The sequence below is a fragment of the Kitasatospora sp. CM 4170 genome (assembly GCF_032110285.1).
Classification (GTDB): domain Bacteria; phylum Actinomycetota; class Actinomycetes; order Streptomycetales; family Streptomycetaceae; genus Kitasatospora; species Kitasatospora aburaviensis.
In genome coordinates this window covers 7586995-7610007 of the sequence record NZ_CP134877.1, presented here as the reverse complement: position 1 = coordinate 7610007, position 23013 = coordinate 7586995, and the positions used below count along the sequence as shown (strand labels likewise).

The following is a 23013-nucleotide window of genomic DNA, read 5'->3' as shown; positions in this document are numbered from 1 at the left end:
ACCGCCCTCCTCCCCTACCGGGCGCAGTCCCCCGGACGCCGCCCGGCGCGGCCCTCGCGGGCGGCCCAGAAGCAGAAAGTGGATCATGACGACTCTGTCCGAACCGCAGGCGCAGCAGCACGCCGAGACCGACACCCGGCTGCGCGTGATGCTGATGCTCGAAATCAAGGACGGCGCCCAGCAGCGCTTCCTCGACGTCTACGAGAAGCTGCGCCACCAGGTGGCCTCGGTCCCCGGCCATGTGAGCGACCAGCTCTGCCAGTCGATCAACGACCCGCGGCAGTGGCTGATCACCAGCGAGTGGCGGGACCAGGAGACCTTCCTGGAGTGGGTGGACAGCCCCGCGCACCGCGAGATGGTCAAGCCGATGCACGGCTGCGTCAGCGACACCTTCCGCTCGCTGCGCTACTCCATCCTCCGCGAGACCTCCGCGGCAGGCGCCACCGGCACCCGCGCGCCGATGCCGGTCCCGCCCGGCCTGCCCCGCACCGAGACCCCGGGACACGTCGGCCCGCCGCAGGCCGCCCCCGGCCCGGACGGCGTGGTCCGCCACGCGCTGACCTTCACCGTCAAGCCCGGCAGCGAGCACGAGGTGGCCAAGATCCTCTCCGGCTACACCTCCCCCAAGGCCGAGGTCGACGAGAGCACCCGGCTGCGCCGGACCTCGCTGTTCATGCACGGCAACCGGGTCGTCCGGGCGGTCGAGGTGATCGGCAGTCTCGGCGACGCGCTGCGCCACGTCGCGATGCAGCCCGAGGTCCGGGCCGTCGAGGAGGCCATCAACCCGTACCTGGAGGAGGCCCGGCAGCTGGGTGACCCGCAGTCCGCGCGCGCCTTCTTCGCCAAGGCCGCGCTGCCCGCCGAGCACCAGGCGATCGCCGGCTCCCCCGCGTCCGGCCGGCTGCACCGGCACGCCGTGCTGTACCCGGTGAAGCCGGGCAACGCGCGGGCGGTGACCGAGCTGCTGGCCGAGTACGACAACCTCGCCACCGCCGACCCGACCGGCCCGGTCGCGGCGAGCACCGTCTTCCACCGCGAGGACATCGTGGTCCGCCTGGTGGACCTGCGGGTGCCCGCCGAGGCCGACCCGGCCGCCGCGCTCGGCGTGGCCGGCGAGCGGGAGGCCACCGTGCTCGGCCGGCTGCTCGACCTCGGCGCGGAGGGCGACCTGCGAACCGTCGCCGGCCTGAGCGCGTTCCTCGCCGCCCGCTCGATGAGCCCGGTCACCGACCGCAGCTCGCAGACGGGCTGACCGGACCCCAGCCACCCCCGCAGGACCGGAAGACCAGACCCCACACTCGGAGGAAGAACCATGACCACGCAGTACCCACGGATCGTGCACGTCGACGAGGCCCCGGAGAACCGGCGGCGCGGCGGCGACCTGCGCGCCATGCTCACCCCCACCACCTGCGGCGCGACCAGCGGGTTCATGGGTCTGGCCATCGTGCAGCCCGGCGAGCGGATCGGCGAGCACTACCACCCGTACTCCGAGGAGTTCGTGTTCGTGGTGTGCGGCGACCTGGAGGTGGACCTGGACGGGGAGACCCGTCCGATCAAGCCCAACCAGGGGCTGATGATCCCGGTCAACATGCGCCACCGCTTCCGCAACGTCGGCGACACCGAGGCCCGGATGGTCTTCCACCTCGGCCCGCTCGCTCCCCGGCCGGAGCTCGGCCACGTCGACACCGAGGAGACCGAACCGGCCGTCGCCTCCGGCCCGCCGGAACACGCCAAGGTCGCTTCGTGACACGGCGTGTCGCCGTCACCGGGATCGGTGTGGTGGCGCCCGGCGGTGTGGGCGTGCCGGCCTTCTGGCGGCTGCTCACCTCCGGGCGCACCGCCACCCGGGGCATCACGCTCTTCGACCCCACCGGGTTCCGCTCCCGGATCGCCGCCGAGTGCGACTTCGACCCGGCGGCGCACGGGCTAGGCCCCGAGGAGGTCCAACGGGCCGACCGGTACGTGCAGTTCGCGATGGTGGCGGCCGACGAGGCGATCGCCGACGCCGGGCTCGACCTGGCCGCGGAGGACCCGTGGCGGATCGCCGTCTCCCTCGGGACGGCCGTCGGCGGCACCACCCGGCTGGAGCACGACTACGCCCTGGTGAGCGCCGGCGGCGACCGTTGGGACGTCGACCACCGGCAGGCCGAGCCCCAGCTGCACCGGGCGTTCGCGCCCAGCACGCTGGCCTCCGCGGTCGCCGAGCGCACCGGCGCGCACGGCCCGGTGCAGACCGTCTCCACCGGCTGCACCTCCGGACTGGACGCGATCGGCTACGCCTTCCAGGCGGTCGAGGAGGGGCGCGCCGACATCTGCATCGCCGGCGCCTCCGACTCGCCGATCTCACCGATCACCGTCGCCTGCTTCGACGCCATCAAGGCCACCAGCGAGCGCAACGACGATCCGGAGCACGCCTCCCGCCCCTTCGACGCCCACCGGGACGGCTTCGTGCTCGGCGAGGGCGGCGCCGTCCTGGTGCTGGAGGAGCTGGAGCACGCCCGCCGGCGCGGCGCCCGGATCTACGGCGAGATCGGCGGGTTCGCCACCTTCGGCAACGCCTACCACATGACCGGCCTCACCCAGGAGGGGCTGGAGATGTCCCGGGCGATCGACGACGCGCTCGCCCACGCCCGGGTGAACCGCACCGACGTCGACTACGTCAACGCGCACGGCTCGGGCACCAAGCAGAACGACCGGCACGAGACGGCGGCCGTGAAGCGCTCGCTCGGCGGGCACGCCTACGAGACGCCGATGAGCTCGATCAAGTCGATGGTCGGGCACTCCCTCGGCGCGATCGGCGCGATCGAGGTGGTCGCGTGCACCCTCGCCCTCGCCCACGGCGTGGTGCCGCCGACCGCCAACTACGAAGCTCCGGACCCGGAGTGCGACCTCGACTACGTGCCGCGCACCGCGCGCGAGCTGCCGCTCCGTCACATCCTGTCGGTCGGAAGCGGATTCGGCGGATTCCAGTCCGCCGTCGTGTTGAACAGAACGGGGTGATTTCCATGACGTCACGTCAACAGGGCCGCCGGGCGGTGGTCACCGGCCTCGGCGTGGTGGCGCCGAACGGCGTCGGGGCCGACGCCTTCTGGAAGGCCACCACGCAGGGCGTGAGCGTCCTCGACCGGATATCCCGGGAGGGCTGCGCCCACCTCCCCCTGCGGATCGCCGGCCAGGTACGGGACTTCGACCCGTCCTCGGTGATCGACAGCCGCTTTCTCGTACAGACCGACCGCTTCACCCACTACGCGATGGCCGCCGCCGACCTGGCGGTGTCGGACGCCGGGTTCACCCCCGACCCCGAGCAGCCCTTCGGAGTCGGCGTGGTGACCGCGGCCGGCTCCGGGGGCGGCGAGTTCGGCCAGCGCGAGCTCCAGCAACTCTGGGGCCAGGGGCCGCAGTTCGTCGGACCGTACCAGTCCATCGCCTGGTTCTACGCGGCCAGCACCGGCCAGGTCTCGATCCGCGGCGGCTACAAGGGCCCCTGCGGGGTGGTGGCCAGCGACGAGGCCGGCGGCCTGGACGCCCTCGCCCACGCCGCCCGTGCCATCGAGCGCGGCACCGACGCCGTGGTGGCCGGCGCCGCCGAGGCGCCGCTGGCGCCGTACTCGATGGTCTGCCAGCTCGGCTACCCCGAGCTGAGCCTCGCCGAGCGGGCCGACCGCGCCTACCTGCCGTTCTCCCCCGCGGCGGTCGGCTTCTCCCCCGCCGAGGGCGGCGCGATGCTGATGCTGGAGGACGAGGAGTCGGCCCGCCGCCGGGGCGCCGCCGTCCGGGCCCACCTGGCCGGGCACGGCGCGACCTTCACCGGTGCCTCCCGCTGGGAGGAGTCCCGGGAGGGCCTCGCCGCGGCGATCCGGATCGCGCTCGACCAGGCCCGGATCTCCGCGGAGGACGTCGACGTGGTCTTCGCCGACGCCCTCGGCGTCCCGGCCGCCGACCGCGCCGAGGCACTCGCACTGGCCGACGCCCTCGGCCCGTACGCCGAACGCGTGCCGGTCACCGCGCCCAAGGCCGGCACCGGGCGGGCCTACTGCGGCGCACCGGTGCTGGACACCGCCGCCGCCGTCCTGGCCATGGAGGACGGCCTGGTGCCGCCGACCCCCAACGTCACCGAGGTCTGCCACGACCTCGCCCTGGTGACCGGCCGCGCCCGCCCGGCCGAGCTGCGCACCGCCCTGGTGCTCAGCCGCGGGCTGATGGGCTCCAACTCCGCGCTGGTCCTCCGGCGCGGCGAGCAGGCCTGACCGCACTCCCGTCTGGCCCACCCGGCTCACCCGGCAGACCCGGTGAGCCCACCTACGGAAGGGAACAACCCGTGAGCAACACCCTCACCCATCCCGAACTGGCCGCGCTGATCCAGGCCCGGGCCGGCGTCGTGATCGACCCGGTGGACCTTGAGCGCCCGGGCGCCAGCTTCGACGAGTTCGGCGTGGACTCCCTCGGTCTGCTCGGCGTGGTCGGCGAACTGGAGAACCGGCACGGCGTGAAGGTCACCAACGGCGCCGAGTCGGCCAAGACCCCGGCCGAGTTCCTGGAGCTGGTCAACTCCGCCTTCACCGCGAAGGCGGGTGCCTGAGATGCCCGGACACACCGACAACGAGATCGTCATCGCCGCGCCGCTCGACCTGGTCTGGGAGATCACCAACGACCTGGAGAACTGGCCGCAGCTGTTCAGCGAGTACGCCTCCGTGGAGGTGCTGGAGCGCGACGGCGACCGCGTGCGCTTCCGGCTCACCATGCACCCCGACGAGAACGGGCAGGTGTGGAGCTGGGTCTCCGAGCGCACCACCGACCGGGCCTCGCTCGCGGTGAACGCCCGCCGGGTCGAGCCCGGTCCGTTCGAGTTCATGGACATCCGCTGGGAGTACGCGGAGGTCCCGGCCGGCACCCGGATGCGCTGGGTGCAGGACTTCGCGATGAAGCCGACCGCGCCGGTGGACGACGACGGCATGGTCAACCACATCAACCGCAACTCGCGCATCCAGATGCAGCTGATCCGCGAGAAGGTCGAGAAGAAGGCCGCGGAGGTGTGAGCCCGATGACCCACCGCGCACTGATCGTCGCCCGGATGAAGCCCGGGGCGGCCGACGGCATCGCCGAGGTGTTCGCCGAGTCCGACCGCGGCGAACTGCCGCACCTGATCGGCGTCACCGGGCGGAGCCTGTTCCAGTTCGGCGATGTCTACCTGCACCTGATCGAGGCCGACCGCCCACCGGGCCCGGCCGTCGCCAAGGTGATCGGCCACCCGGAGTTCCGGGCGGTCAGCGACGCCCTCACCGCCTACGTCCAGGCGTACGACCCGGCCACCTGGCGGGAGCCCAAGGACGCGATGGCGCGTGAGTTCTACCGCTGGGAGCGTCCCGGCCTCAACTGACCGGGCCCGGACGGCCGGAGCCCGGACGGCCGGCTCCCGGCCGGGTGCCGGCGGGCGACCGCCCGGACGCGCCCGACCACGCCGGTGCCCCGCAGGAACGCCTGCGGGGCACCGGCGTGCGGTGCGTCCGGCCCCGGGCCGGCGGGCGTGCGCGGCCGGGCGGGGTGCGGCCCGGCGGGTGCGCGCGGCTCAGCCGGTCATGGCGGCGAGGACGGTGCGCCAGTCCTCGCCCGGCTCCGGACGCAGCAGGTCCGCGAGCGCGTCCGCCCGGTAGCGCCAGGGCCGCAGCAGCTCGGGGTCCGCGTCCGCCGCCTCCTCCAGCGGACTGGACGAGCCCAGCAACCGGACCAGCTCGGCGGTGAACTCGGGCCACGGGACGTGGCCGGAGACCGCGTTGACGATCCGGCCGGCCGCGCGGGCCGTCCCCGCCGCGCCGTCCGCGCAGCCCACCACCGCCCGGGCGAGGGCCGCCGCGTGCACCCAGCAGGCCACGTCGTGGTCCGGGCCGGCGCCCGGCGGCGGCGCCGGCAGCGCGATCGGCCGGCCCGCCAGCGCGGCCTGGTAGAGCGCGCCGGTCGCGCCCCAGCGGAGCTGGTCGCGCAGCCGCCGGTGCGGCCCCCAGACCAGCGGGGAACGGACCACCGCCCCCGGGCCGCGGCCACCGGTGCCGGCCGCGGCCAGCAGGATCCGCTCGCACTCCGCCTTGGCCTGCCCGTAGGGGGTGACCGGCTCGGTGGCCGGCGCGCCCTCGGGGACGTCGTGGGCCGCCGGGCGGCCGTAGGCGTCGATGCTGCTGACGAAGACGAAGGGGCCGCTGCCGCGCCAGCCGTCCACCAGGACGCGCATCGCGGCGACGTCGACCGCGTGCTCCGTGAAGGTGCAGGCGGCGTGGATCACCGCGTCGACGCCCTCCACCGCGCGGCGCAGGCTGTCCGGATCGCCGAGGTCCCCCTCGGCGACCTCGGCGCCGCTGCGGGCCACCAGGTGCGCGGACTCCGGCCGGACCAGTGCCCGCACCGGTCGGCCCTGGGCCGTCAGCTCCTGCAGCACCGCGGCGCCGACCCCGCCGGTGGCGCCGGTGAGCAGCACCGTCCCGACCCGGGTGGCAACCGTCGTCGGACCGGTGCGCCGGGCCAGGGCCGCCCGGCGCTCGGTGGCGCGCTCGTCGAGCAGCGCGGCCAGCGCCCGCGGGGTGCGCTGCTCCAGCACGTCCAGGCCGGTCAGCGGCAGGCCGGCCCGGGTGCGCAGGCGCTCGGCCAGCTGGACCGCGACCAGCGAGTGACCGCCCAGCTGGAAGAAGTCGCCGTCGGCCGAGGGCCTGCTGCCCAGCAGCTCGGCGAAGGCGTCCCGGACCGCCTCCAGCCGCGGTGTCGGGGCCGGCGGCTCCGCCGGGGCGGGTGCTCCGGGGAGTCGGGCGGCATCGAGCCCGCCGTCGGCCGTGCGCGGTATCGCGTCCAGCAGCGTCACGGCGGCCGGGAGCCGGTCCGCCGGGAGCCGGCGGCGGAGGGCGGCGCGCAGGTCGGCGCCGCTCGGTGCGCCGGGGCCGCGGACGACGGCGTAGGCGAGGGCCGGGCCGGCCACGGGGTGCACCACGGCGGCGTCGGCGACCCCGGGGTCGGCCAGCAGCGCGGCGACGGCCGGGTGCGACGGCTCCGGCCCGGTGTCGGGCTCGGTGTCGGGCACGTTGTCGGGCACGGCGGCGGCGGGCCCGACGGCGGACTGCGCGGCCGCGGACTGCGGGGCCACCGGCGCCGCCGGGTCGAGCCGGGTGCCCGGCAGCGCCGAGAGGCGGCGGTCCGGGTCGGCCGCGACGGCGGCGAGCAGCTCGGCGAAGCCAGCGAGCAGCCGGCCGGCCGGCTCGCTGTCGAGGGCGGCCGGGTCGTGCTGGAGCAGGCAGCGCGGCCGGGGGCCGTCCTCGACCAGCAGGGTGAGGCCGAACTTGGCCAGCCCGAGGTCGACGTCGACCGCCTCCGCCGTCAGGCCGGGCAGCGCCAGCGGCTCGGCCGGGCGGACGACGTCGCAGCTCACCGCGAGCGGCGGGGTGCCGTCCGCACCGCGGGAGGTGGCGTCGAGCCGGGCGACGACCAGGTCGAACGGGACGTGCTGGTGCTGCTGCGCGTCCAGCTGGGCCGCCCGGACGCCCGCCAGCACCTCGGTGAACCGCGGATCGCCGGAGAGGTCCACGCGGACCGGCAGGGTGTTGACCTGGAGGCCCACCAGGCGCCGCAGTTCGGGCCTGGCGCGGTGGCCGCCGGCGCAGCCGAGGGTGAGGTCCGGCTCGCCGGTGGCGATCCGCAGGGTGGCGAAGGCCGCCGCGAGGACGGCGGTGAAGAGGGTGGCGCCGTGGCGGGCGCCCAGCTGCCGCAGGGCGTCCAGGGTGGCGGCCGGGAGCGGGGCGGTGTGCAGGGCGGCCCGCCGCTCGGGGGTGCCGGGCGGTACGGGGCGCAGCAGCGGGAGCGGCCGGGTGCCGGCCAGCCGGGCGGCCCGCTCGTCGGCGGCGGCGGCGAGCTCGGCGTCCCGGCCGCGCTCCCAGCGGGCGTAGTCGGCGTACTGCGGCCCGGGGTCGGGCAGGTCCGCCGGCCGGCCCTCGACCGCCGCCGCGTACAGGGCCTGCAGGTCGGCGGTGAGCACGGGCAGGGAGCCGCCGTCGACGGCGATGTGGTGGACGGTCAGCAGCAGGGTGTGGTCGTCCGGGGCGTGCCGGAGGGCGAGCGCGCGCAGGACCGGGCCGGTGGCGAGGTCGAACGGGTGCGCCGCTTCCTCGTGCAGCAGCGCCGGGGTGTCCTGCACGGTGGCGGGGACCACGGCGACCGGCACCCGGACGACCGGCCCGACCTCCTGGCAGGGCCTGCCGTCCCGCTGTCCGTACCGCGTGCGCAGCACGGCGTGGCGGGCGGTGAGCGCGGTGAGTGCGGTGGCGAGGGCCTCGGGGTCGAGCGGGCCGCGCAGCCGGGTGGCGAGCGGGACGTGGTAGCGGGCGCCGCCCTGGCCGAGGCTGTCCATCAGCCACATCCGCTGCTGGGCGTGCGAGAGCGGGGCGGGTTCGGTGGTGGCCGCGCGGGCGAGCGGTCGTGCGGTCCGGGCGCGCTCGGCGCCGGAGCGGCGGCGGGCGCGGGCCAGCAGGTCGGCCTGGCGGGCGGCGGTCTGCGGCGCCGCGGCGTGGCCGGCGGCGCCCTGGCCGACGGCGGTCTGGTGGTTGTCGGCCGGGTGGGCGGCGTGGTCGCCCGGGTGGCCGGTGGCGGAGGTCATCGGGTCGGCTCCAGGAGGTGCGCGGCGGGCGCGGGCTCGGGCCGGCCCGCCTCGGGGTCGCCCGCCTCGGGGTCGGCGGGCGCTGCGTCGTCGGCCGCGAGCAGGGCGCGTTCGATCAGGGCGGCCTGGCCGGCCACCGTGGGGTGGTCGAGGAAGTCCCCGAGCGGGAGTTCCACGCCGAGGTCCTCGCGCAGGTCGTCGACCACCCACATGGCCAGCAGCGAGTGGCCGCCCTCGGCGAAGAAGTCCGCGTCGGGCGCGGTCACCGGGCGCTCCAGCGCCCGCGACCAGGCCTCGGCGACGACCTGCTGGATCGGCGTCAGGGCCGCGGCGCCGGTGGGTGCCTGGGCCCCGGGGGCCGCGGCGGCCGTGGCCGGTGCGATGTCGTCCTCGGCGAGCGCCCGGCGGTCGACCTTGCCGGTCCCGGTGAGCGGCAGTGCGTCCAGGACGGTCCAGGCGGTCGGCACCAGGTGGGCCGGCAACCGCTCGGCCAGCCGGCGGCGGAGCGCCTCGGGGGCCGGCCGGGTGCCCTCGGCCGGCACCAGGCAGGCGGTCAGCGCCGCGTCCTCGCGGCCGGCCCGGCGGACCACCACGGCGGCCTCGGCCACCTCGGGGAGGGCCCGCAGCGCGTGCTCGATCTCGCCGGGCTCGATCCGGAAGCCGCGCACCTTCACCTGGTCGTCGAGGCGCCCGTGGAACTCCAGCGTGCCGTCGGGGCGTCGGACGGCGAGGTCGCCGGTGCGGTAGGCGCGGCCGATGCCGGGCAGCTCCCGGAACCGCTCGGCCGTCAGCTCCGGCCGGCCCAGGTACCCGAGGGCCAGCCGGGCCCCGGCGACCCAGAGCTCGCCACGGGTGCCGTCGGGCACCGGCGCCTGCCCGTCGTCCAGGACGTACGTCCGGGCGCCGCCGAACGGACGGCCGATCGGCACCGGGCCCGCGCAGTCGGCCGGCTCCACCCGGTGCAGGGTGGCGAAGGTGGTGGCCTCGGTGGGGCCGTATCCGTTGACCAGGGTCAGCCACGGGAACGCCCGGAGCACCGCACCGGCGTGCTCGGCGGCCAGCGCCTCGCCACCGGCCACGACGGTGCGGAGCACGCCGAAGATCCGGGACCGGCGGGCGGCCAGCTGGTGGAACAGCGCGGTGGTGAGGAACGCCGTGGTGACGCCGAACCGCTCGACGTCCCGGGCGAGTTCCTCGGCGGTGGGCCGCTCGGCGGGCGACACGGCGACGGCGGCGCCGCGGGCCAGCGGAGCCCAGAGCTCGAAGGTGGCGGCGTCGAAGGTGGCGGGCGAGTGGAAGAGCACCCGGTCGCCGGGGCCGAGCGCCACCGCGTCCGGCGCCGTGGCCAGGTCGGCGACGGCGGCGTGCGGCACCTGGACGCCCTTGGGGCGGCCGGTGGAGCCGGAGGTGTAGTGCACCAGGGCGACCGCGTCCGGGGTGGCCGCGGGCCGGTCCGCGAGGCCGGCGGCGGGCGTCCCGGCGGCCGGGCCGGGCCCGGCGACGCCGGTCTCGGACGGGCCGGTCTCGGTCAGGACGAGGACCTGGTCGTCGGCCAGTCCGGCGTCCGCGAGCAGCGCCTTGTCGCCCAGGGTGAGCCGGACGCCGGCGTCCCCGGTCATCTCGGCGATGCGCGGCCGGGGGTAGGCCGGGTCGAGCGGGACGACGTGGCCGCCCGCCCACCAGACGGCGAGTTCGGCGACGACCAGCCGGGTGGAGCGGGCGCAGAGCAGCCCGACGGCGCTGCCGGGGCGGACCCCGCGGTGGGCCAGCTCGGCGGCCAACCTGCGCGCGGAGTCGACGAGTTCGCGGTAGGTCAGGCTGAGCGAGCCGTCCGTCACGGCCAGCGCGCGCGGGTGCTGCTCGGCGTACCGGGCGATCAGGGCGGGGACGGTGGTAGCGGTGGCGTCGGCGGCAGTGGCGGCGGGCTCGGCGGCGGTGGCCGCGGCCGGGCGCTCCGGCGCGGGGCCGCCCGGGGTGGGAGCGGTCATGGGTGTCTTCCCTTCCGGGCGCCCCCGGTCGCTGCCGGGGGCGCCCTGCTGCGGGGTGTGGTGGGACGGGCCTACGGTGGGAGGCGGGCGCCGGGCGTCAGCCGACGGCGCTCGGCAGCCGCTCCTCGACCAGCCGCCCGACGGCGCGCAGGTCGGGCTGGCGCAGCAGCTGCGGAGCGCGCAGCCGGACGCCGCACTCCTCCTCCAGGGCGGCCAGCAGCCGCGCGGCGACGATCGAAGTCCCGCCCGCGTCCAGGAAGTTGTCGGCGAGACCGAGGTCGGGCCGGCCGAGCAGCTCGCGGCAGAGCCGCAGGACGGCCCGCTCGGCGGGACCGGCGTCCTCCTCCTCCGGAGCGACCGGGCGGACCGGCTCCGTGGCGGCGAGCAGGGCCGCCCGGTCCACCTTGCCGTTGGCGTCCAGCGGGAAGGCCTCGACCAGCCGGACCGCCGTGGGCACGGCCTGCTCCGGCAGCCAGGGCCGGACGGCGTCCAGCAGCTCGGCGGCCGCGGGCGCCTCGCCGGCCGGCGCCTCCCCGATCGGCGCGGGCTGGACGAAGGCGACCAGCTGCACGCCGCCCGCCGGTCCGGGCCGCGCTGCCACGACGGCCCGCCGCACCCACGGGTCGCGCTCGAACGCGGCCTCGACCTCGGCGGGCTCGATCCGCACGCCGCTCACCTTGACCTGGTCGTCCAGGCGCCCGAGGAACTCCAGCACGCCGTCCGGTCGCATCAGCACCCGGTCGCCGGTGCGGTAGACCCGGTCGATGCCCTCGATCCCGGCCGGCGCCTCGACGAAGCGCTGGGCGGTGAGTTCCGCGTCCAGGTAGCCGATGGCCAACCCCCGTCCGCCGATCAGCAGTTCGCCGGCCTGCCCGCGCGGCACCGGTCGGCCGTCCGGGTCGGCCACCAGCACCACCGTGCCGGGGATCGGCAGACCGATCGGCGGCGCGTCGGCGCCGTGGCCGCCGCCCGGGGGCATGGTGTGGACGCTGGTGACGACCGTGGCCTCGGCCGGCCCGTACGCGTTGTGGACGGTCGCGGTGACGTCCGGCCCGGGGGTTCGGCGCAGCCGGTCGCCGCCGATGCAGAGGTGGCGCAGGGCCAGCCCGGCCGGCCACGGGCGGTCCAGCACGGGCTCGGCGAGCGGGGTCGGCAGGACGGCGACGGTGATGCCGGCCTCGCGCCACCAGTCGGTGAGCGCGGACCGGTCCCACCGGACGGCGTCGGGGGCGACGCTGAGGGCGGCGCCCGAGGTGAGGGTGGCCCAGAGCTCCATCAGGTGCGGGTCGAAGGCGACGCCGATCAGCAGGCTGTGCCGGTCGCCGGGGCCGAGGCCGGTCAGCTGCCGGTACCACTGCAGCAGCGCGCCGAGCGCGGACTCGCCGACGGCCACGGCCTTGGGAGTGCCGGTGGAGCCGGAGGTGAGGACGGCGTAGTGGGTGCCGGCCGGGGCACGGACGCCCGCCCCGGCGCCGCTGCCGCCCTCGTCGGCGGCGGCGGCGAAGGCGGCGACCACGGTGGCGGCGGCGTTCGCCCCCTCCCCCGGGAGCGCCAGCGGCAGCTGCTCGCCGGCCCGGTGGGCGGGCGGCAGCAGCGCCGGGTCGCCGATCAGGCAGGCGGGGCGGAGCTGTTCGGCGACGGCCTGCAGGCGCCGCTCCCCGGGGCGCGGGCCGAGCGGCAGGTGGACGGCGCCGAGCCGGGCCACCGCCAGGGTGGCGGCGACCAGTGCGGCCGAGTGGTCCAGGCAGACGCCGACCAGGTCGCCGCGGCCCACCCGACCCTTCAGCCGCTCGGCCGACTCGGCGGCGAGCCGGTCGAGTTCGGCGTAGCTCCAGCTGCGCGCGCCGTCGACCAGCGCGGGGGCGTCCGGGGTCCGGTGGACCCAGTGGGTGAAGAGGTCGAGCACCGCACCGTCCTGGTGCGGCCGGCCGTAGCCGATGCCGAGCTCGGTCTGACGATCAGTCATGACGGTTTCTCCGAAGGTCGCGTGGCGGTTGTCGCGGGCGGGAGCGGCTCAGCCCAGGCCCATCGCCCGGGCGACGATCACCTTCTGGACCTCGGAGGTCCCCTCGATGATCGTCGTCATCCGGACGTAGCGGTACAGGAACTCCAGCGGGTGCCCGCGCACCCAGCCGGTGGCGCCGTGCACCTGGAGCGAGCGGTCCACCGCCCGGACGGCGGTCTCGGAGGCGGTCAGTTTGGCCAGCGCGGCGTTCTCGGGCGCCTCGGTGCCTTCGTCGACCAGCCGGGCGCAGGCCAGGGTGAGCAGCTTGGAGGCCTCGACCTCGGCCCGGGTGGCCACCAGGTGCTCCTGGACGTGCTGGTAGTTGCCGATCGGCTCGCCGAAGGCCTTCCGCTCCCGGGCGTACTCGACGCCCAGGCGGAGCGCGTACTCGGCGATGCCGTTGCACATCGCGGCGACGACCAGGCGGCCGCGCGAGAGGCTGTCCATGGCGAGCGCGGTGGCGGCGCCGACGCCCTCCTCGCCGCCGATCACCGCGTCCATCGGCGCCCGCACCTGGTCCAGGGTGAGCTCGAACAGCGGCTCGCCGGACATGCCCTCGTAGCGCTGGCCGATCCGCAGGCCCGGGTGGTCCATCGGGAGGACGAAGGCGGTGGCGCCGCCGGTCGGGCCGGCGCCCTCGCCGAGGTCGGTGGCGGTGACGACCAGGGCGATGTCGGCCCGGTCGGCGTTGCTGACGAAGGTCTTCCGGCCGTTCAGCACCCAGCCGTCGCCGTCACGGACGGCGGTGGTGGTGAGCCGGAAGGCGTCGGAACCGGCCTGCGGCTCGGTGAGCGCGAGGCAGCGCGCCTGCTCGCCGCGGACCAGCGGGACGAGGTGGCGCTCGATCTGCTCGGGGGTGCCGTGCCGCAGCAGCGGGCTGGGCCCGTCCGACCCGGCCAGCGCGTACGGCGCCAGCGGGCAGCCGCTGCGCCCGGCGGCGTGGTGGAGCAGCACGACGGCGGTGAACGGCATGTCCGCGCCGCCGAGCTCCTCGGGGTAGTCGCCGGCGTAGAAGCCGAGGGCGGCGGAGCGCTTGCGGACGTAGGCCCGCAGGTCGGCCGGCGGCTGGTCGGCGGTCTCGGGCAACTCGGCGGCGAGCGGCACGAGTTCGCGGCGGACGAAGCTCTCGAAGGCGTCGACGAGCTCGCGGTGACCGGCTTCGAGGACGCTGGAGGGGGTGGACAGCGCGGAGGTGCTCACTGGTTCGCTCCGGTCAGGGCACGGGCCTGGTCGGCCAGGACGGGGTGCTGGAAGAGGGTGCGCAGCTGCGGGCGGCTGCCCAGGCGCGGCTCCAGCCAGGCCGCGAGCCGGGCGGCGAGCAGCGAGTGGCCGCCGACCTCGAAGAAGTGCGAGTCCGCGGTGAAGCGGTCGTGGCCCAGCACCTCCTGCCAGGCCTCGGCGACCAGGGCCTGTCCGGGGTCGGTGAAGGCCTGCGGCTGCGCCTGCGCCGGCTCGCCGGCCGGCCCCGCCTCGGCGGCGATCCGGGCGAGGGCCGCGCGGTCGGGCTTGCCGCCGGGCAGCAGCGGCATGGTGTCCAGCGCCGTCCAGGCGGACGGGACCAGCCCGCCCGGCAGCCGGCGGCCGAGCGCCTGGTGCAGGGCGGCCTGGTCGGGCTGTTCGGCGCCCTCCAGGAAGCCGAGCAGGCGGGGGCCGGACGCCTCGTCGTGGTGGAGGACGACGGCGCAGGAGCGGCCGCCGAGCTCCGCGGAGGCGGCGGCCTCGATCTCCTCCAGCTCGATCCGGTAGCCGCGCAGCTTCACCTGGTTGTCCTGCCGGCCGAGGAACCAGAGCCGGCCCTTCAGGTCGCGGTAGCCGCGGTCGCCGGTGCGGTAGACCCGCTCACCGCCGAGCGCGGGCACCGGCACGAAGCGGGCCCCGGTGACCTCGGGCAGGCCGAGGTAGCCCTCGGCGAGCAGCGCGCCGCCGATCGCCAGCTCCCCGACCGCACCGGCCGGCAGCGGGTGGAGGCCGTCGTCCAGGACGTGCACCCGCACGCCGGGCAGCTCGGTGCCGAGCGGGATCTCGGCGGCGTCCTCGGCCAGGTCGGCCTCGGTGACCTCGTGCACGGTGGAGGTGACGGTCGCCTCGGTGACGCCGTAGGCGTTCAGCACGGTGGCGGTGGTGGCGCCGGCCAGGCCGCGCAGGGCGCGGGCCGGAAGCCGTTCGCCGCCGAGGACCAGCAGGCGCGGCGACCAGCGGCCGTCGCGCAGCGCCTCGGCCAGGTCCTCCCGGACGGCGAGGAAGTAGCTGGTCGGCAGGTTGGCGACGGTCACGCCGCGGGCGGCGAGCACGGCGACCAGCTCGGGCCCGGTCGGCACCTCGCGCTGCGGCACCACCAGGGCGGCGCCGGCGGCCAGCGCGGGCAGCACCTCCTCCAGCGCCACGTCGAAGGACGGGCGGGCGAACAGCAGCACCCGGTCGGCGGGGGCCAGTCCGTACCGCCCGGCGACGGCGGTCACGTAGCCGACCAGCGCCTCCCGGCCGACCAGGACCGGCTTGGGCACGCCGGTGGAACCGGAGGTGTGGATGAGGTAGGCGGCGCCGTCGAGGACCGCGGCCGGCTCGGCCTTGGGGAACGCCGGGCCGTCCAGCAGGGCCGGGGTGACGCCCTCGGCGGGCAGCGCGAGCGCGCTCTGCCGGGTGGCGAGGACCAGCGCCGGGCTCAGCCGCTCCAGCAGCAGGCCGAGGCGGGCCGCCGGGTCCTCGGCGGAGAGCGGGGCGTACACCGCGCCGTGGCGCAGGCAGGCGAGCAGCGCGACGACGCTGTCCACCCCGCGGGGCAGGACGGCGGCCACCGGCTGGCCCGGCGTCACACCGGCGGACCGCAGGCGGTCGACCAGCTCGCCGACCCGGCGGTCGAGGTCGCCGTAGCTGAGCCGCTCGGCGCCGGCGAGCACGGCCAGGGCGGCCGGGTCGTGGGCGGCGGCGGGGTCGAGGACGGCGGCCGCGTCCAGGGCCTGCCCGGTGGCGGTCGGCCCGGTGGCGACCTGCTCGGGCGCGGACTGCTCGGGCGCGGCCGAGGCCAGCTCGGCCAGCGGGGCCTGCGGCCGGTCGAGGTAGCGGCGCAGCAGTTCCAGCAGGCGGCCGGCGAGCAGTTCGGCGGTCTCCTCGCCGAACAGGTCCGCGTCGTAGTCCCAGACCAGGGTCATCCCGGCCGCGCCGTGCTTCTCGCCCACCACCCGGCGGTCGTCGGGCAGCAGCACCACGTCCAGGTCGAAGCGGGTGGTGCCGGTGTTGAAGCCCTCGTAGAGCGAGACCTCCAGACCGGGCGCCTGGATGTCCGGCAGCGGCGCGTCGTGCGCACTGAACATCACGTCGAAGAGCGGGTTGTCGGCGCCGCTGGTGTGCCGGCCCAGTGCGCGGGTCAACTCCTGGACGGGGACGTCCTGGTGGGGCAGCGCGCGGAAGAGGACGTCGGTCACCTCGTCGACCGCCTCGGTGCCGGGGGCGGCCGGGTCCAGCCGCAGCCGCAGCGGCACCGTGTTGACGAACATGCCCACGGCGCTCTCGAAGCCCTGCGGACGGTTGCCGACCGCGGTGCCGACCACCAGCTCCGGGTGCCCGCTGTGGCGGCGCAGCAGTTCGGCGAAGAGCGTGAGCAGGGTGGAGAACGGGGTGTGACCGTCCTCCCGGCTCCGCTCGCGCAGGCGCTCGGCCAGGTCGGCGCCGATCGACTGGCGCAGCTGCCCGCCCCGGTGGCGGCGCGCGACGCCCGGCCGGGCCAGCCCGGGCAGCGTGAGGTCGAGCGGCGCGTCCTGCAACTCCTGCTTCCAGAAGGCGAGTCCGCGCTCCCGGTTGTCCGCCGCGGCGGCCTCGGCGGTGCGCACGTGCTCCTCGTACGAGCGGGCCGCGGGCAGCTCGGCGGGCTCGCCGAGGACGTGCGCGCGGTAGACCGTGAAGAGGTCGCGGAGCAGGATCGCGAAGGAGTGCCCGTCGTGGATCAGGTGGTGCTCGACGTGGATCAGCCGGTGGTGGTCCTCGGCGAGGCGCACGAGGTGCCAGCGGAGCAGCGGCGCCGCCGAGGTGTCCAGCGGCTCCTCGGCCTCGGCCCGCAGCAGGGCCTGGAAGGCGGCCTCGGGATCGGCCTCGCCGGCCAGGTCGCCGATGCGCAGCCGGGGCTCGGTCCGGGCGCCGACCCGCTGGGCCGGCAGACCCTCCGGCCGGGCCACCAACTCCAGCCGCAGGCCCGGGTGGTGGGCGAGCACGGCGGCCATTCCGGCGCGCAGCGCGTCCGTGTCGAGCGGGCCCCAGAGGTCGAGGGCGGCGGTGAAGTTGTAGGCGCGACTGCCGGGCAGCATCTGCTCGTGCAGCCAGACGATCTCCTGCGAGGAGGAGAGGGCGAACATGGCGAACTCCCTTGTGGTGGTGGGCTGTTGTTCGGTCGTGCAACCGGGCGGCGGTGGCCGTCCGGCTCGGGTCGCGGCCGGCGCCGGGGGTGGGGGCGTGGCCGGCCGACCGCCGGGCGGGTGCGCCCGGATCGGGCGGCCCGGCGGGGCGGGGGGGTGGCTGTGGGTGGTGGCAGGGGCCCGGCGCAGGGTCGGCCGGGCCGGGGCTCAGGCCGCTGGGCCGCCCAGGTGCCGGCGCAGGGTCGACAGCAGCGCCTCGAAGGCGGCCTCGGCGGCGACGTCCGGGTAGCGGTCGCGGTCCCAGGCCAGCCGGACCAGCAGATCGTCACCGTGCGAGGCGGAGACGGCCAGCGGTGCGGCCAGCGGGCGTCCGGCCAGGTGGGTCTCACGGCCCGCCGTTCCGGCGAGCACCAGCGGCGGGCGGCGCTGCAGGTCCTCGAAGGTGAGCAGCCCGTCCAGGGCGCCGGACCAGCGCGCCCCGGCGGAGCGGGCGGCCCGGACCACGTCGTCGAACGGGGTGTCGGCGTGGTCCAGGTCGTCCCACCAGGCCGCGCTCAGCTCGTCGAGGCCGGTTCGGTCGGCCTGTCCCGCGGCGGGCCCCGCCGGCGCGGGGTGCACCAGGGTGTTGAGGAAGCAGCCGACCACCGGTGCGGCACCGGGCGGCCGCCCGCCCCACGGGTAGCCGAGCGCGAGCGCCCGGTCCCCTTCGCCGAGCCGGTGGGCGGCGGCCCCGACGGCGTCCAGCAGCGCGGGGAAGACCGCGCCCCGGGCCGCCCCGGTGGCGGCCGGCAGCCGGTGGGTGACCATCCCGGTGGACCGCGCCGCCGGACCGGCGTCGGCGGCGTCGCCGGACCCGCCGAGTCCGCCCAGCCGGGCGGCCCAGTACGCGTGCGCGGCGGCGCTCGCGGCCGCGTCCTCGGCCGCCAACTGCAGTTCCACCGCCTCCCGGTAGGCCGCCGACCCGTCGTCCGCCGCCGGCTCGGCCGGCCCGTCCTCCGCGTAGGCGACGGCGAGCCCGGCCGTGACGAGGCCGAGCGACTGCTCGTCGCAGGCCGCGTGGTCGAGGGCGACGGCGAGCAGTTCCTCCTCGTCGTCCGGGGCGGCCGCCAGCAGCAGGCGCAGGGCCGGGCCGTCGGCCGGCCAGTCGAGCAGGGCGCGGCGCAGCGCCTCCTCGGCCGTGCCGTCCGGGCCGGTCTCCGCCCGCTCGACCGCGACCGACGGTCCGCCGAGGCGCAGCACCGGGGTGCCGCGCACGGTGGCGAAGGAGCCGTGCAGGGCGGGGTGGGAGGCGGCCAGTCGGAGGGCGGCGCGGTGCAGCCGCGGCAGGTCGACGGTGCCCCGGGGGTAGGCGAAGAACAGCGGCACGACGTCCGTGCGGCTCTGCGGGTCGCGCCGCCGGGCGATCAGGAAGCGGCGCTGGGCGCCGGTGAGCGGGAGCAGCCCGTCCCCGGAGTCGGCGGCGGAGGAGCCGGCGGCGACGGAGCGGAACCGGGCGAGGTAGGCGGCCGTGATGCTGGAGTGCACGGAAGGATCTCCGCTTTCGGATCGGCGGATCGGCGGATCGGCAGGGGCGAGCGGGACTCGGGGCGGGGTGGTGGCCCGTCCGGGCAGGGCGGCCCCACCGGGCGACCGGTGCGGTCGCCGGCACGTGCGTGCGGGCGGGCGGGTCAGCGGGCGGGTCTGGCGTCCTCCGGGGCGGGCCCGGCCGCCTCGGCGGCGGCGCCGCCGGGCCCGCCCGGGGCGGCCGGGTCGGTGGAGCCTTCGTCCTCGGGGACGTGCGCCCCGACCGGGCCGGCGTCGGTCGGCAGCTCCCGCATGCCGCGCAGCGGCGAGAGCAGCAGGGGCAGCGGCACCACCAGGAACCCGGCGGCGCAGACCCAGAGCGCGGCGCGCGCTCCGGCGGCGTCGGCCACGGCGCCGCCGAGCAGCGCGCCCAGCGGCAGGGTGCCCCAGACCAGGAAGCGCATCGTCGCGTTCATCCGGCCGAGCAGCCCGGGCGGGCAGACGCCCTGCCGGAAGCTCACCTGGGCGACGTTGTAGACCACCGCACCGAACAGGACCGTTCCCGAGGCCAGCGCGAAGAGCGCCACGCCCGCCCCGCCACCGGTCAGCGGCCAGAGCAGCGCGAACGGTCCGGTGAGGACGGGGGCGAGCCAGATCAGCCGGGCCTGGCCGACCCGCCGGGCCAGCGGGCCGGCACAGAGCGCCCCGGCCAGTCCCCCGACGGCCGAGACGGAGAGCAGCACCCCGATGGCGGCGGGCGAGAGGTCCAGCACCCGGACCCAGAACACCGTCTGGACGGCCATCAGGACGGCGGCGAACAGGTTCGAGACGGCGGTGGCGGCGGCGATCGCCCGCAGCAGCGGGTGCCTGAGCACGAACCCGACGCCCTCGGCGATCTCCGTGCGCAGCGAGCGCCCGGGGTCCGGCGGGGGCGGCGCTTCCTCCTCGGCGCGGATGCGTGCGAGCACCACCGCGGAGGTCAGGTAGCCGACCGCGTCGGCGACGATCGCCAGCGGTGCGCCGAGCAGCTGGACCAGCCCGCCGCCCAGCCCCGGGCCGGCGACCTGGGCCGAGGAGCGGACGGTCTCGATCGCGCCGTTGCCGGCGACCAGGTGCGCACGCGGCAGCAGCGCCGGCAGGAAGGACTGGTGGGCCACGTCGAAGAAGACCGTCGCCACACCGGTGACCAGGGCGACCAGGTAGAGCTGGGCCATCGTCAGCACACCGAGGGCGGCGGCCGGCGGGATCGACCCGACGGCGAGGCAGCGCACCACGTCGGCGCGGATCAGTACGGGCAGTTTGCGCATCCGGTCCAGCCAGGCGCCCGCGGGGAGGCCGACCAGCAGGAAGGCCGCGGTCTCCGCCGCCGTCAGCAGGCCGACCTGGAACGGCGTGGCGTCGAGCTCCACCACCGCGACCAGCGGCAGCGCCACCAGGGTGACCTGGCTCCCCACTTGGGCCGCGACGGCCCCCGACAGGAGGAGGCGGAAGTCGCGCAGACCCAGCAGGCGGGCGGGGTTCGGACGAGGCATGTCGTTCATCAGTACGACTCTCGGTTACCGATTCGACACCGGGCAACCGTTCGGTTCGTTTCCGGCCTTCCGCCACAACGGCCGGATCCCGCCCATTCCCGGGCCCGGTCGCGCTCCGCCCCGGTCCGCCGCCCCACCGGGCCGGACCGCCGCCGGAGTCCGACCAGCAACATTCCGGCCGGGCGGATTTCAAACCAGGATCCGCGTCACATTGTCCGAATACCGGACAGGCATGTTCTCGCCATCGGGCGGCCACCTTCAACATGGCCGGAACCTGCAAAGTCTTGACGATTCGTCACTCTGACGTGGCCTCGCCGTGTTATCGGGCGCCCGGCCACCCCGACCTCCCCCGACCACCCCGGGCCGCCGTACCCGCCCCCGAACCGCCGCGCCCGAACCGCCGCGCCGTACGCCGACGCCCGGCCACCGGCGTCGGGCGGACGTCGGTGGCCGGGCGTCGGGCGTCGGGCGTCGAAGGCGGCCGGGTGCCGGCGGCGGGTCGGTACGGGCTCAGGCCGCGCCGAGTGCGGCGTCCGGCGTCCTGCCCGCCTGCGCCTGCTCGATCCGCTGCACCAGCATCACGGCCAGCTTCCGCGCCACCGCCGGGTCGGCCGGGCCGCCCTCGGTGGTGACGGCCGCGACCAGCGTGCCGGAGCGCAGGACGATGCTCACACCGTCCCGGCCGGCCAGCTGGCCCTGGAACGCGCGGTACTCGCTCCCCAGCGGCACGATGTCCACCGCCCGGTACTTGCTCCCGTCGGCGTACGACGCGTACACCTCGGCGAGCTTCTCCTTGGCGGCGGCCTTGGTCGGCAGCGTGTCGATCGCGAAGCGCGCGGTCACCTCCCCGAGCGAGAAGCGGGCCGTCCCGCTGAGCGGCTTGCCGCTGCACGCCCCGCTGCCGGAGCAGGTGGTGGCGTGGTCGGCGCTGTCGACCCGCCGCTTCTCCTCCTCCCAGCCGGTCATGGCCTTGCCGTCGGGCAGCAACTGCAGGAGGAGCTTCTCGTCGAGCACCAGCGCGTCCGAGTCCGCGGTGGGCGCCGGCAGGGCTCCGCCGGTCCCGGAACCGCCGCCCGCCCCCGGCGTCGACGCACCGCCCGCGGGCGCCCCGGCCGTTCCGGAGGCGCCGGGAGAACCGGCCGCGGCGGACGCGCCGCCGGCCGCAGCGGTGGCGGCGCCGCCCGTGGGGGCCGGCGCCGAACCCGCGGGCGAGGCCGCGGCGGCGGAGGCCTGGCCCGAGGCTGCACCCGCGGTGGCGGACGCGCCGCCCTTCGCCGCGTCCCGGGAGGCCTCCGACCCCCCTGAGCTGCAAGCCGTCAGCACGCCCAGCAGTACACCTGCGGCCGCCGCGGCGGCCACCTTCCGACCGACCGTGCCCATCGCCCGCTCCCTCTCGTGTCAGTGGACCATCAAGATAGACGCGGGTGGGCGCCCCCGGTTCCCCGGGGTCCGGTCAGGCTCCGCCCCGGGGTCCGGCCGGGCTGGCTCGGCTCACTCCTCCCCGGGTACGCGGCTGCCCGGGGCGCCCGGCGGGAGCGGCTCCACACCGGTCACCCGGCTGATCCGCGTCGGCTCGACCAGCACCACCACCCGGCGCTCGCCCGGCACCCGCCACTCGTAGCGCTCCGTCCCGAGGTAGACCCCGGCCAGCCGGTCCATGGTCCGGTCCGCCTCCACCCCCTCGACGAACCGCACCACCCGCCCCCGGATCTGCACCCGGCCGTACGGGTCGGCCGGATCGGCGGAGGAGAGGCAGACCCGCGGATCGCGCCGCAGGTTGCGTTCCTTGATGCGTCCGACCGAGGTGTTGAACAGCACCAGGTCCCCCTCCGTGCCCACCCACATCGGGCTCACGTGCGGCGAGCCGTCCGCGTTGACGGTGGCCACGTACCAGATGTGGCCCGCGTCGATCCGGGCCCTGATGTCCTTCGAGATCTCGACCATGCGGCGATCCTGCCCGCCGACGGCCGCCCGCACGCGGCACCCGACCCGTCAGGACGGCGCGCCGCCGGGCCCGCGCGCCTCCCGGTGCCGCCCCCGGCAGCGGTGGCAGCATCGGCCCCATGCCGACCGAGAACGAGCAGCGCGACGACGAGCAGGAGATCAGGGGTCTGGTCGAGCGGTGGGCCGCGGCGGTGCGGCGCGGCGACCTCGACGGCGTCCTGACCCACCACCGGGACGACATCGTGATGTTCGACGTCCCGCCGCCGTTCGAGGGCGTGCGCGGCCTCGACGCCTACCGCGCGACCTGGCCGCCCTTCTTCGACTGGCTGGCCGACGGAGCGGCGTTCGAGATCGAGTCCCTCGACGTGACGACCGGGGCGGACGTCGCCTTCGCCCACGCCCTGCTGCGCTGCGGGACCGCGCGTGACTTCGCCGAGCAGCCCGCCCTGCGCCTGCGGCTCACCCTCGGCCTGCGGCGCACCGACGGGCAGTGGGAGGTGGCGCACGAGCACCACTCCTTCCCCGACACCTCCGTCGCGCCGAGCATCGTCGCGGACGCCGGCTCGGGCACCGTCGCGCCGGCGGAGGCCGCCGCGGTGGCCGGCTCCGCGCCGCCCGGTGCGGCCGAGCGCGAGGTGCGCGCGATCCACCAGCGCTGGGCGGAGGAGACCGCCGCCAAGGACCTCGACGGACTGATGGCCCACGTCGCCGAGGACGTCGTCTCCTACGAGCACGCGGGCCCGCTCGGCTACCGGGGGATCGAGGAGGTCCGCGAGATCTGCCGCAACGGGCTGGCCGCCTCCCCCGGACCGGTCGCCTGGGACATCCCGGACCTCACCGTCCGGGTCGGCGGCGACCTCGCCGTGGCCTGGGGGCTGGAGCACATCCGCAGTACCGGGGCGGACGGCTCGACCGCGGAGACCTGGTCGCGCGGCACCCGGGTGTTCGAGCGGCGGGACGGCGGGTGGGCCATGGTGCACCAGCACCTGTCCTTCCCCCTGCCCTCCTGACGCGCCCGCCCGGGGCCTACGGGCCTCCGGGGACGGCCGGGGACGACCGCGGCGCGGGG

17 protein-coding genes and 1 pseudogene are annotated in these 23013 nt (G+C 76.8%); 9 read left to right on the top strand and 9 right to left on the bottom strand.

The features are described 5' to 3' along the window. Positions 1–85: 85 nt before the first annotated feature. From RMN57_RS32085 to RMN57_RS32055, 7 genes are all read left to right on the top strand, one after another. On the top strand, positions 86–1252 hold the full coding sequence (locus RMN57_RS32085) for a SchA/CurD-like domain-containing protein (RefSeq protein WP_313766791.1): 1167 nt from the start codon (positions 86–88) through the stop codon (positions 1250–1252). A gap of 60 nt (positions 1253–1312) precedes the next feature. Next, positions 1313–1747, top strand: a complete 435-nt coding sequence (locus RMN57_RS32080; RefSeq protein WP_313766790.1) for a cupin domain-containing protein — start codon at positions 1313–1315, stop codon at positions 1745–1747. Further along, the gene (locus RMN57_RS32075; RefSeq protein ID WP_313766789.1) at positions 1744–3000 is read left to right on the top strand and encodes a beta-ketoacyl-[acyl-carrier-protein] synthase family protein; all 1257 of its coding nucleotides are present in this window, start codon (positions 1744–1746) and stop codon (positions 2998–3000) included. The genes RMN57_RS32080 and RMN57_RS32075 overlap by 4 nt, the downstream gene beginning before the upstream one ends. Before the next feature lie 5 nt (positions 3001–3005). Then, positions 3006–4247: a beta-ketoacyl synthase N-terminal-like domain-containing protein gene (locus tag RMN57_RS32070; protein WP_313766788.1), complete on the top strand. Its 1242-nt coding sequence runs from the start codon at positions 3006–3008 to the stop codon at positions 4245–4247. Between the two features lie 71 nt (positions 4248–4318). Beyond that, complete coding sequence (locus RMN57_RS32065; RefSeq protein WP_313766787.1) at positions 4319–4579, top strand: acyl carrier protein; 261 nt, start codon at positions 4319–4321, stop codon at positions 4577–4579. A gap of 1 nt (position 4580) precedes the next feature. After that, positions 4581–5036: an SRPBCC family protein gene (locus RMN57_RS32060; protein WP_313766786.1), complete on the top strand. Its 456-nt coding sequence runs from the start codon at positions 4581–4583 to the stop codon at positions 5034–5036. 5 nt (positions 5037–5041) lie between these two features. Then, complete coding sequence (locus RMN57_RS32055; RefSeq protein ID WP_313766785.1) at positions 5042–5377, top strand: TcmI family type II polyketide cyclase; 336 nt, start codon at positions 5042–5044, stop codon at positions 5375–5377. A 189-nt stretch (positions 5378–5566) separates the two neighbouring features. Here the strand turns inward: RMN57_RS32055 and RMN57_RS32050 are convergent, their stop codons facing one another. From RMN57_RS32050 to RMN57_RS32010, 9 genes are all read right to left on the bottom strand, one after another. Beyond that, the gene (locus tag RMN57_RS32050) at positions 5567–8626 is read right to left on the bottom strand and encodes a condensation domain-containing protein (RefSeq protein WP_313766784.1); all 3060 of its coding nucleotides are present in this window, start codon (positions 8624–8626) and stop codon (positions 5567–5569) included. Beyond that, the gene (locus tag RMN57_RS32045; RefSeq protein WP_313766783.1) at positions 8623–10614 is read right to left on the bottom strand and encodes a non-ribosomal peptide synthetase; all 1992 of its coding nucleotides are present in this window, start codon (positions 10612–10614) and stop codon (positions 8623–8625) included. Before RMN57_RS32045 ends, RMN57_RS32050 begins: the two co-directional genes overlap by 4 nt. A gap of 97 nt (positions 10615–10711) precedes the next feature. Continuing rightward, positions 10712–12580 (bottom strand): non-ribosomal peptide synthetase, encoded by a 1869-nt coding sequence (locus RMN57_RS32040; RefSeq protein WP_313766782.1) that lies wholly within the window; start codon positions 12578–12580, stop codon positions 10712–10714. Between the two features lie 48 nt (positions 12581–12628). Further along, on the bottom strand, positions 12629–13819 hold the full coding sequence (locus RMN57_RS32035; protein ID WP_313766781.1) for an acyl-CoA dehydrogenase family protein: 1191 nt from the start codon (positions 13817–13819) through the stop codon (positions 12629–12631). Beyond that, positions 13816–16965: an amino acid adenylation domain-containing protein gene (locus RMN57_RS32030; protein WP_313766780.1), complete on the bottom strand. Its 3150-nt coding sequence runs from the start codon at positions 16963–16965 to the stop codon at positions 13816–13818. The genes RMN57_RS32035 and RMN57_RS32030 overlap by 4 nt, the downstream gene beginning before the upstream one ends. Positions 16966–17172: 207 nt before the next feature. Next, on the bottom strand, positions 17173–18489 hold the full coding sequence (locus RMN57_RS32025) for a condensation domain-containing protein (RefSeq protein ID WP_313766779.1): 1317 nt from the start codon (positions 18487–18489) through the stop codon (positions 17173–17175). A 143-nt stretch (positions 18490–18632) separates the two neighbouring features. Beyond that, complete coding sequence (locus RMN57_RS32020) at positions 18633–20009, bottom strand: MFS transporter (protein WP_313766778.1); 1377 nt, start codon at positions 20007–20009, stop codon at positions 18633–18635. A gap of 501 nt (positions 20010–20510) precedes the next feature. Beyond that, complete coding sequence (locus tag RMN57_RS32015; protein WP_313766777.1) at positions 20511–21380, bottom strand: hypothetical protein; 870 nt, start codon at positions 21378–21380, stop codon at positions 20511–20513. Positions 21381–21491: 111 nt separating this feature from the next. After that, the gene (locus tag RMN57_RS32010) at positions 21492–21944 is read right to left on the bottom strand and encodes a PPOX class F420-dependent oxidoreductase (RefSeq protein ID WP_313766776.1); all 453 of its coding nucleotides are present in this window, start codon (positions 21942–21944) and stop codon (positions 21492–21494) included. Positions 21945–22063: 119 nt separating this feature from the next. On the opposite strand from RMN57_RS32010, the pseudogene RMN57_RS32005 reads away from it, so the two are divergent. Beyond that, a pseudogene (locus RMN57_RS32005) lies at positions 22064–22486 on the top strand (YybH family protein); the annotation flags it as partial. 54 nt (positions 22487–22540) lie between these two features. Further along, positions 22541–22954 carry a nuclear transport factor 2 family protein gene (locus RMN57_RS32000; RefSeq protein ID WP_313768041.1) on the top strand — a complete coding sequence of 138 codons (414 nt, stop codon included), beginning with the start codon at positions 22541–22543 and terminating at the stop codon, positions 22952–22954. Positions 22955–23013 lie beyond the last annotated feature (59 nt).

Excerpts from the sequence above, each read along its gene's own strand:
- RMN57_RS32085 (WP_313766791.1), top strand. The coding sequence starts at position 86 with ATGACGACTCTGTCCGAACCGCAGGCGCAGCAGCACGCCGAGACCGAC.
- RMN57_RS32080 (WP_313766790.1), top strand. The coding sequence starts at position 1,313 with ATGACCACGCAGTACCCACGGATCGTGCACGTCGACGAGGCCCCGGAG.
- RMN57_RS32070 (WP_313766788.1), top strand. The coding sequence starts at position 3,006 with ATGACGTCACGTCAACAGGGCCGCCGGGCGGTGGTCACCGGCCTCGGC.
- RMN57_RS32060 (WP_313766786.1), top strand. The coding sequence starts at position 4,581 with ATGCCCGGACACACCGACAACGAGATCGTCATCGCCGCGCCGCTCGAC.
- RMN57_RS32055 (WP_313766785.1), top strand. The coding sequence starts at position 5,042 with ATGACCCACCGCGCACTGATCGTCGCCCGGATGAAGCCCGGGGCGGCC.
- RMN57_RS32050 (WP_313766784.1), bottom strand. The coding sequence starts at position 8,626 with ATGACCTCCGCCACCGGCCACCCGGGCGACCACGCCGCCCACCCGGCC.
- RMN57_RS32045 (WP_313766783.1), bottom strand. The coding sequence starts at position 10,614 with ATGACCGCTCCCACCCCGGGCGGCCCCGCGCCGGAGCGCCCGGCCGCG.
- RMN57_RS32040 (WP_313766782.1), bottom strand. The coding sequence starts at position 12,580 with ATGACTGATCGTCAGACCGAGCTCGGCATCGGCTACGGCCGGCCGCAC.
- RMN57_RS32030 (WP_313766780.1), bottom strand. The coding sequence starts at position 16,965 with ATGTTCGCCCTCTCCTCCTCGCAGGAGATCGTCTGGCTGCACGAGCAG.
- RMN57_RS32020 (WP_313766778.1), bottom strand. The coding sequence starts at position 20,009 with ATGAACGACATGCCTCGTCCGAACCCCGCCCGCCTGCTGGGTCTGCGC.
- RMN57_RS32015 (WP_313766777.1), bottom strand. The coding sequence starts at position 21,380 with ATGGGCACGGTCGGTCGGAAGGTGGCCGCCGCGGCGGCCGCAGGTGTA.
- RMN57_RS32010 (WP_313766776.1), bottom strand. The coding sequence starts at position 21,944 with ATGGTCGAGATCTCGAAGGACATCAGGGCCCGGATCGACGCGGGCCAC.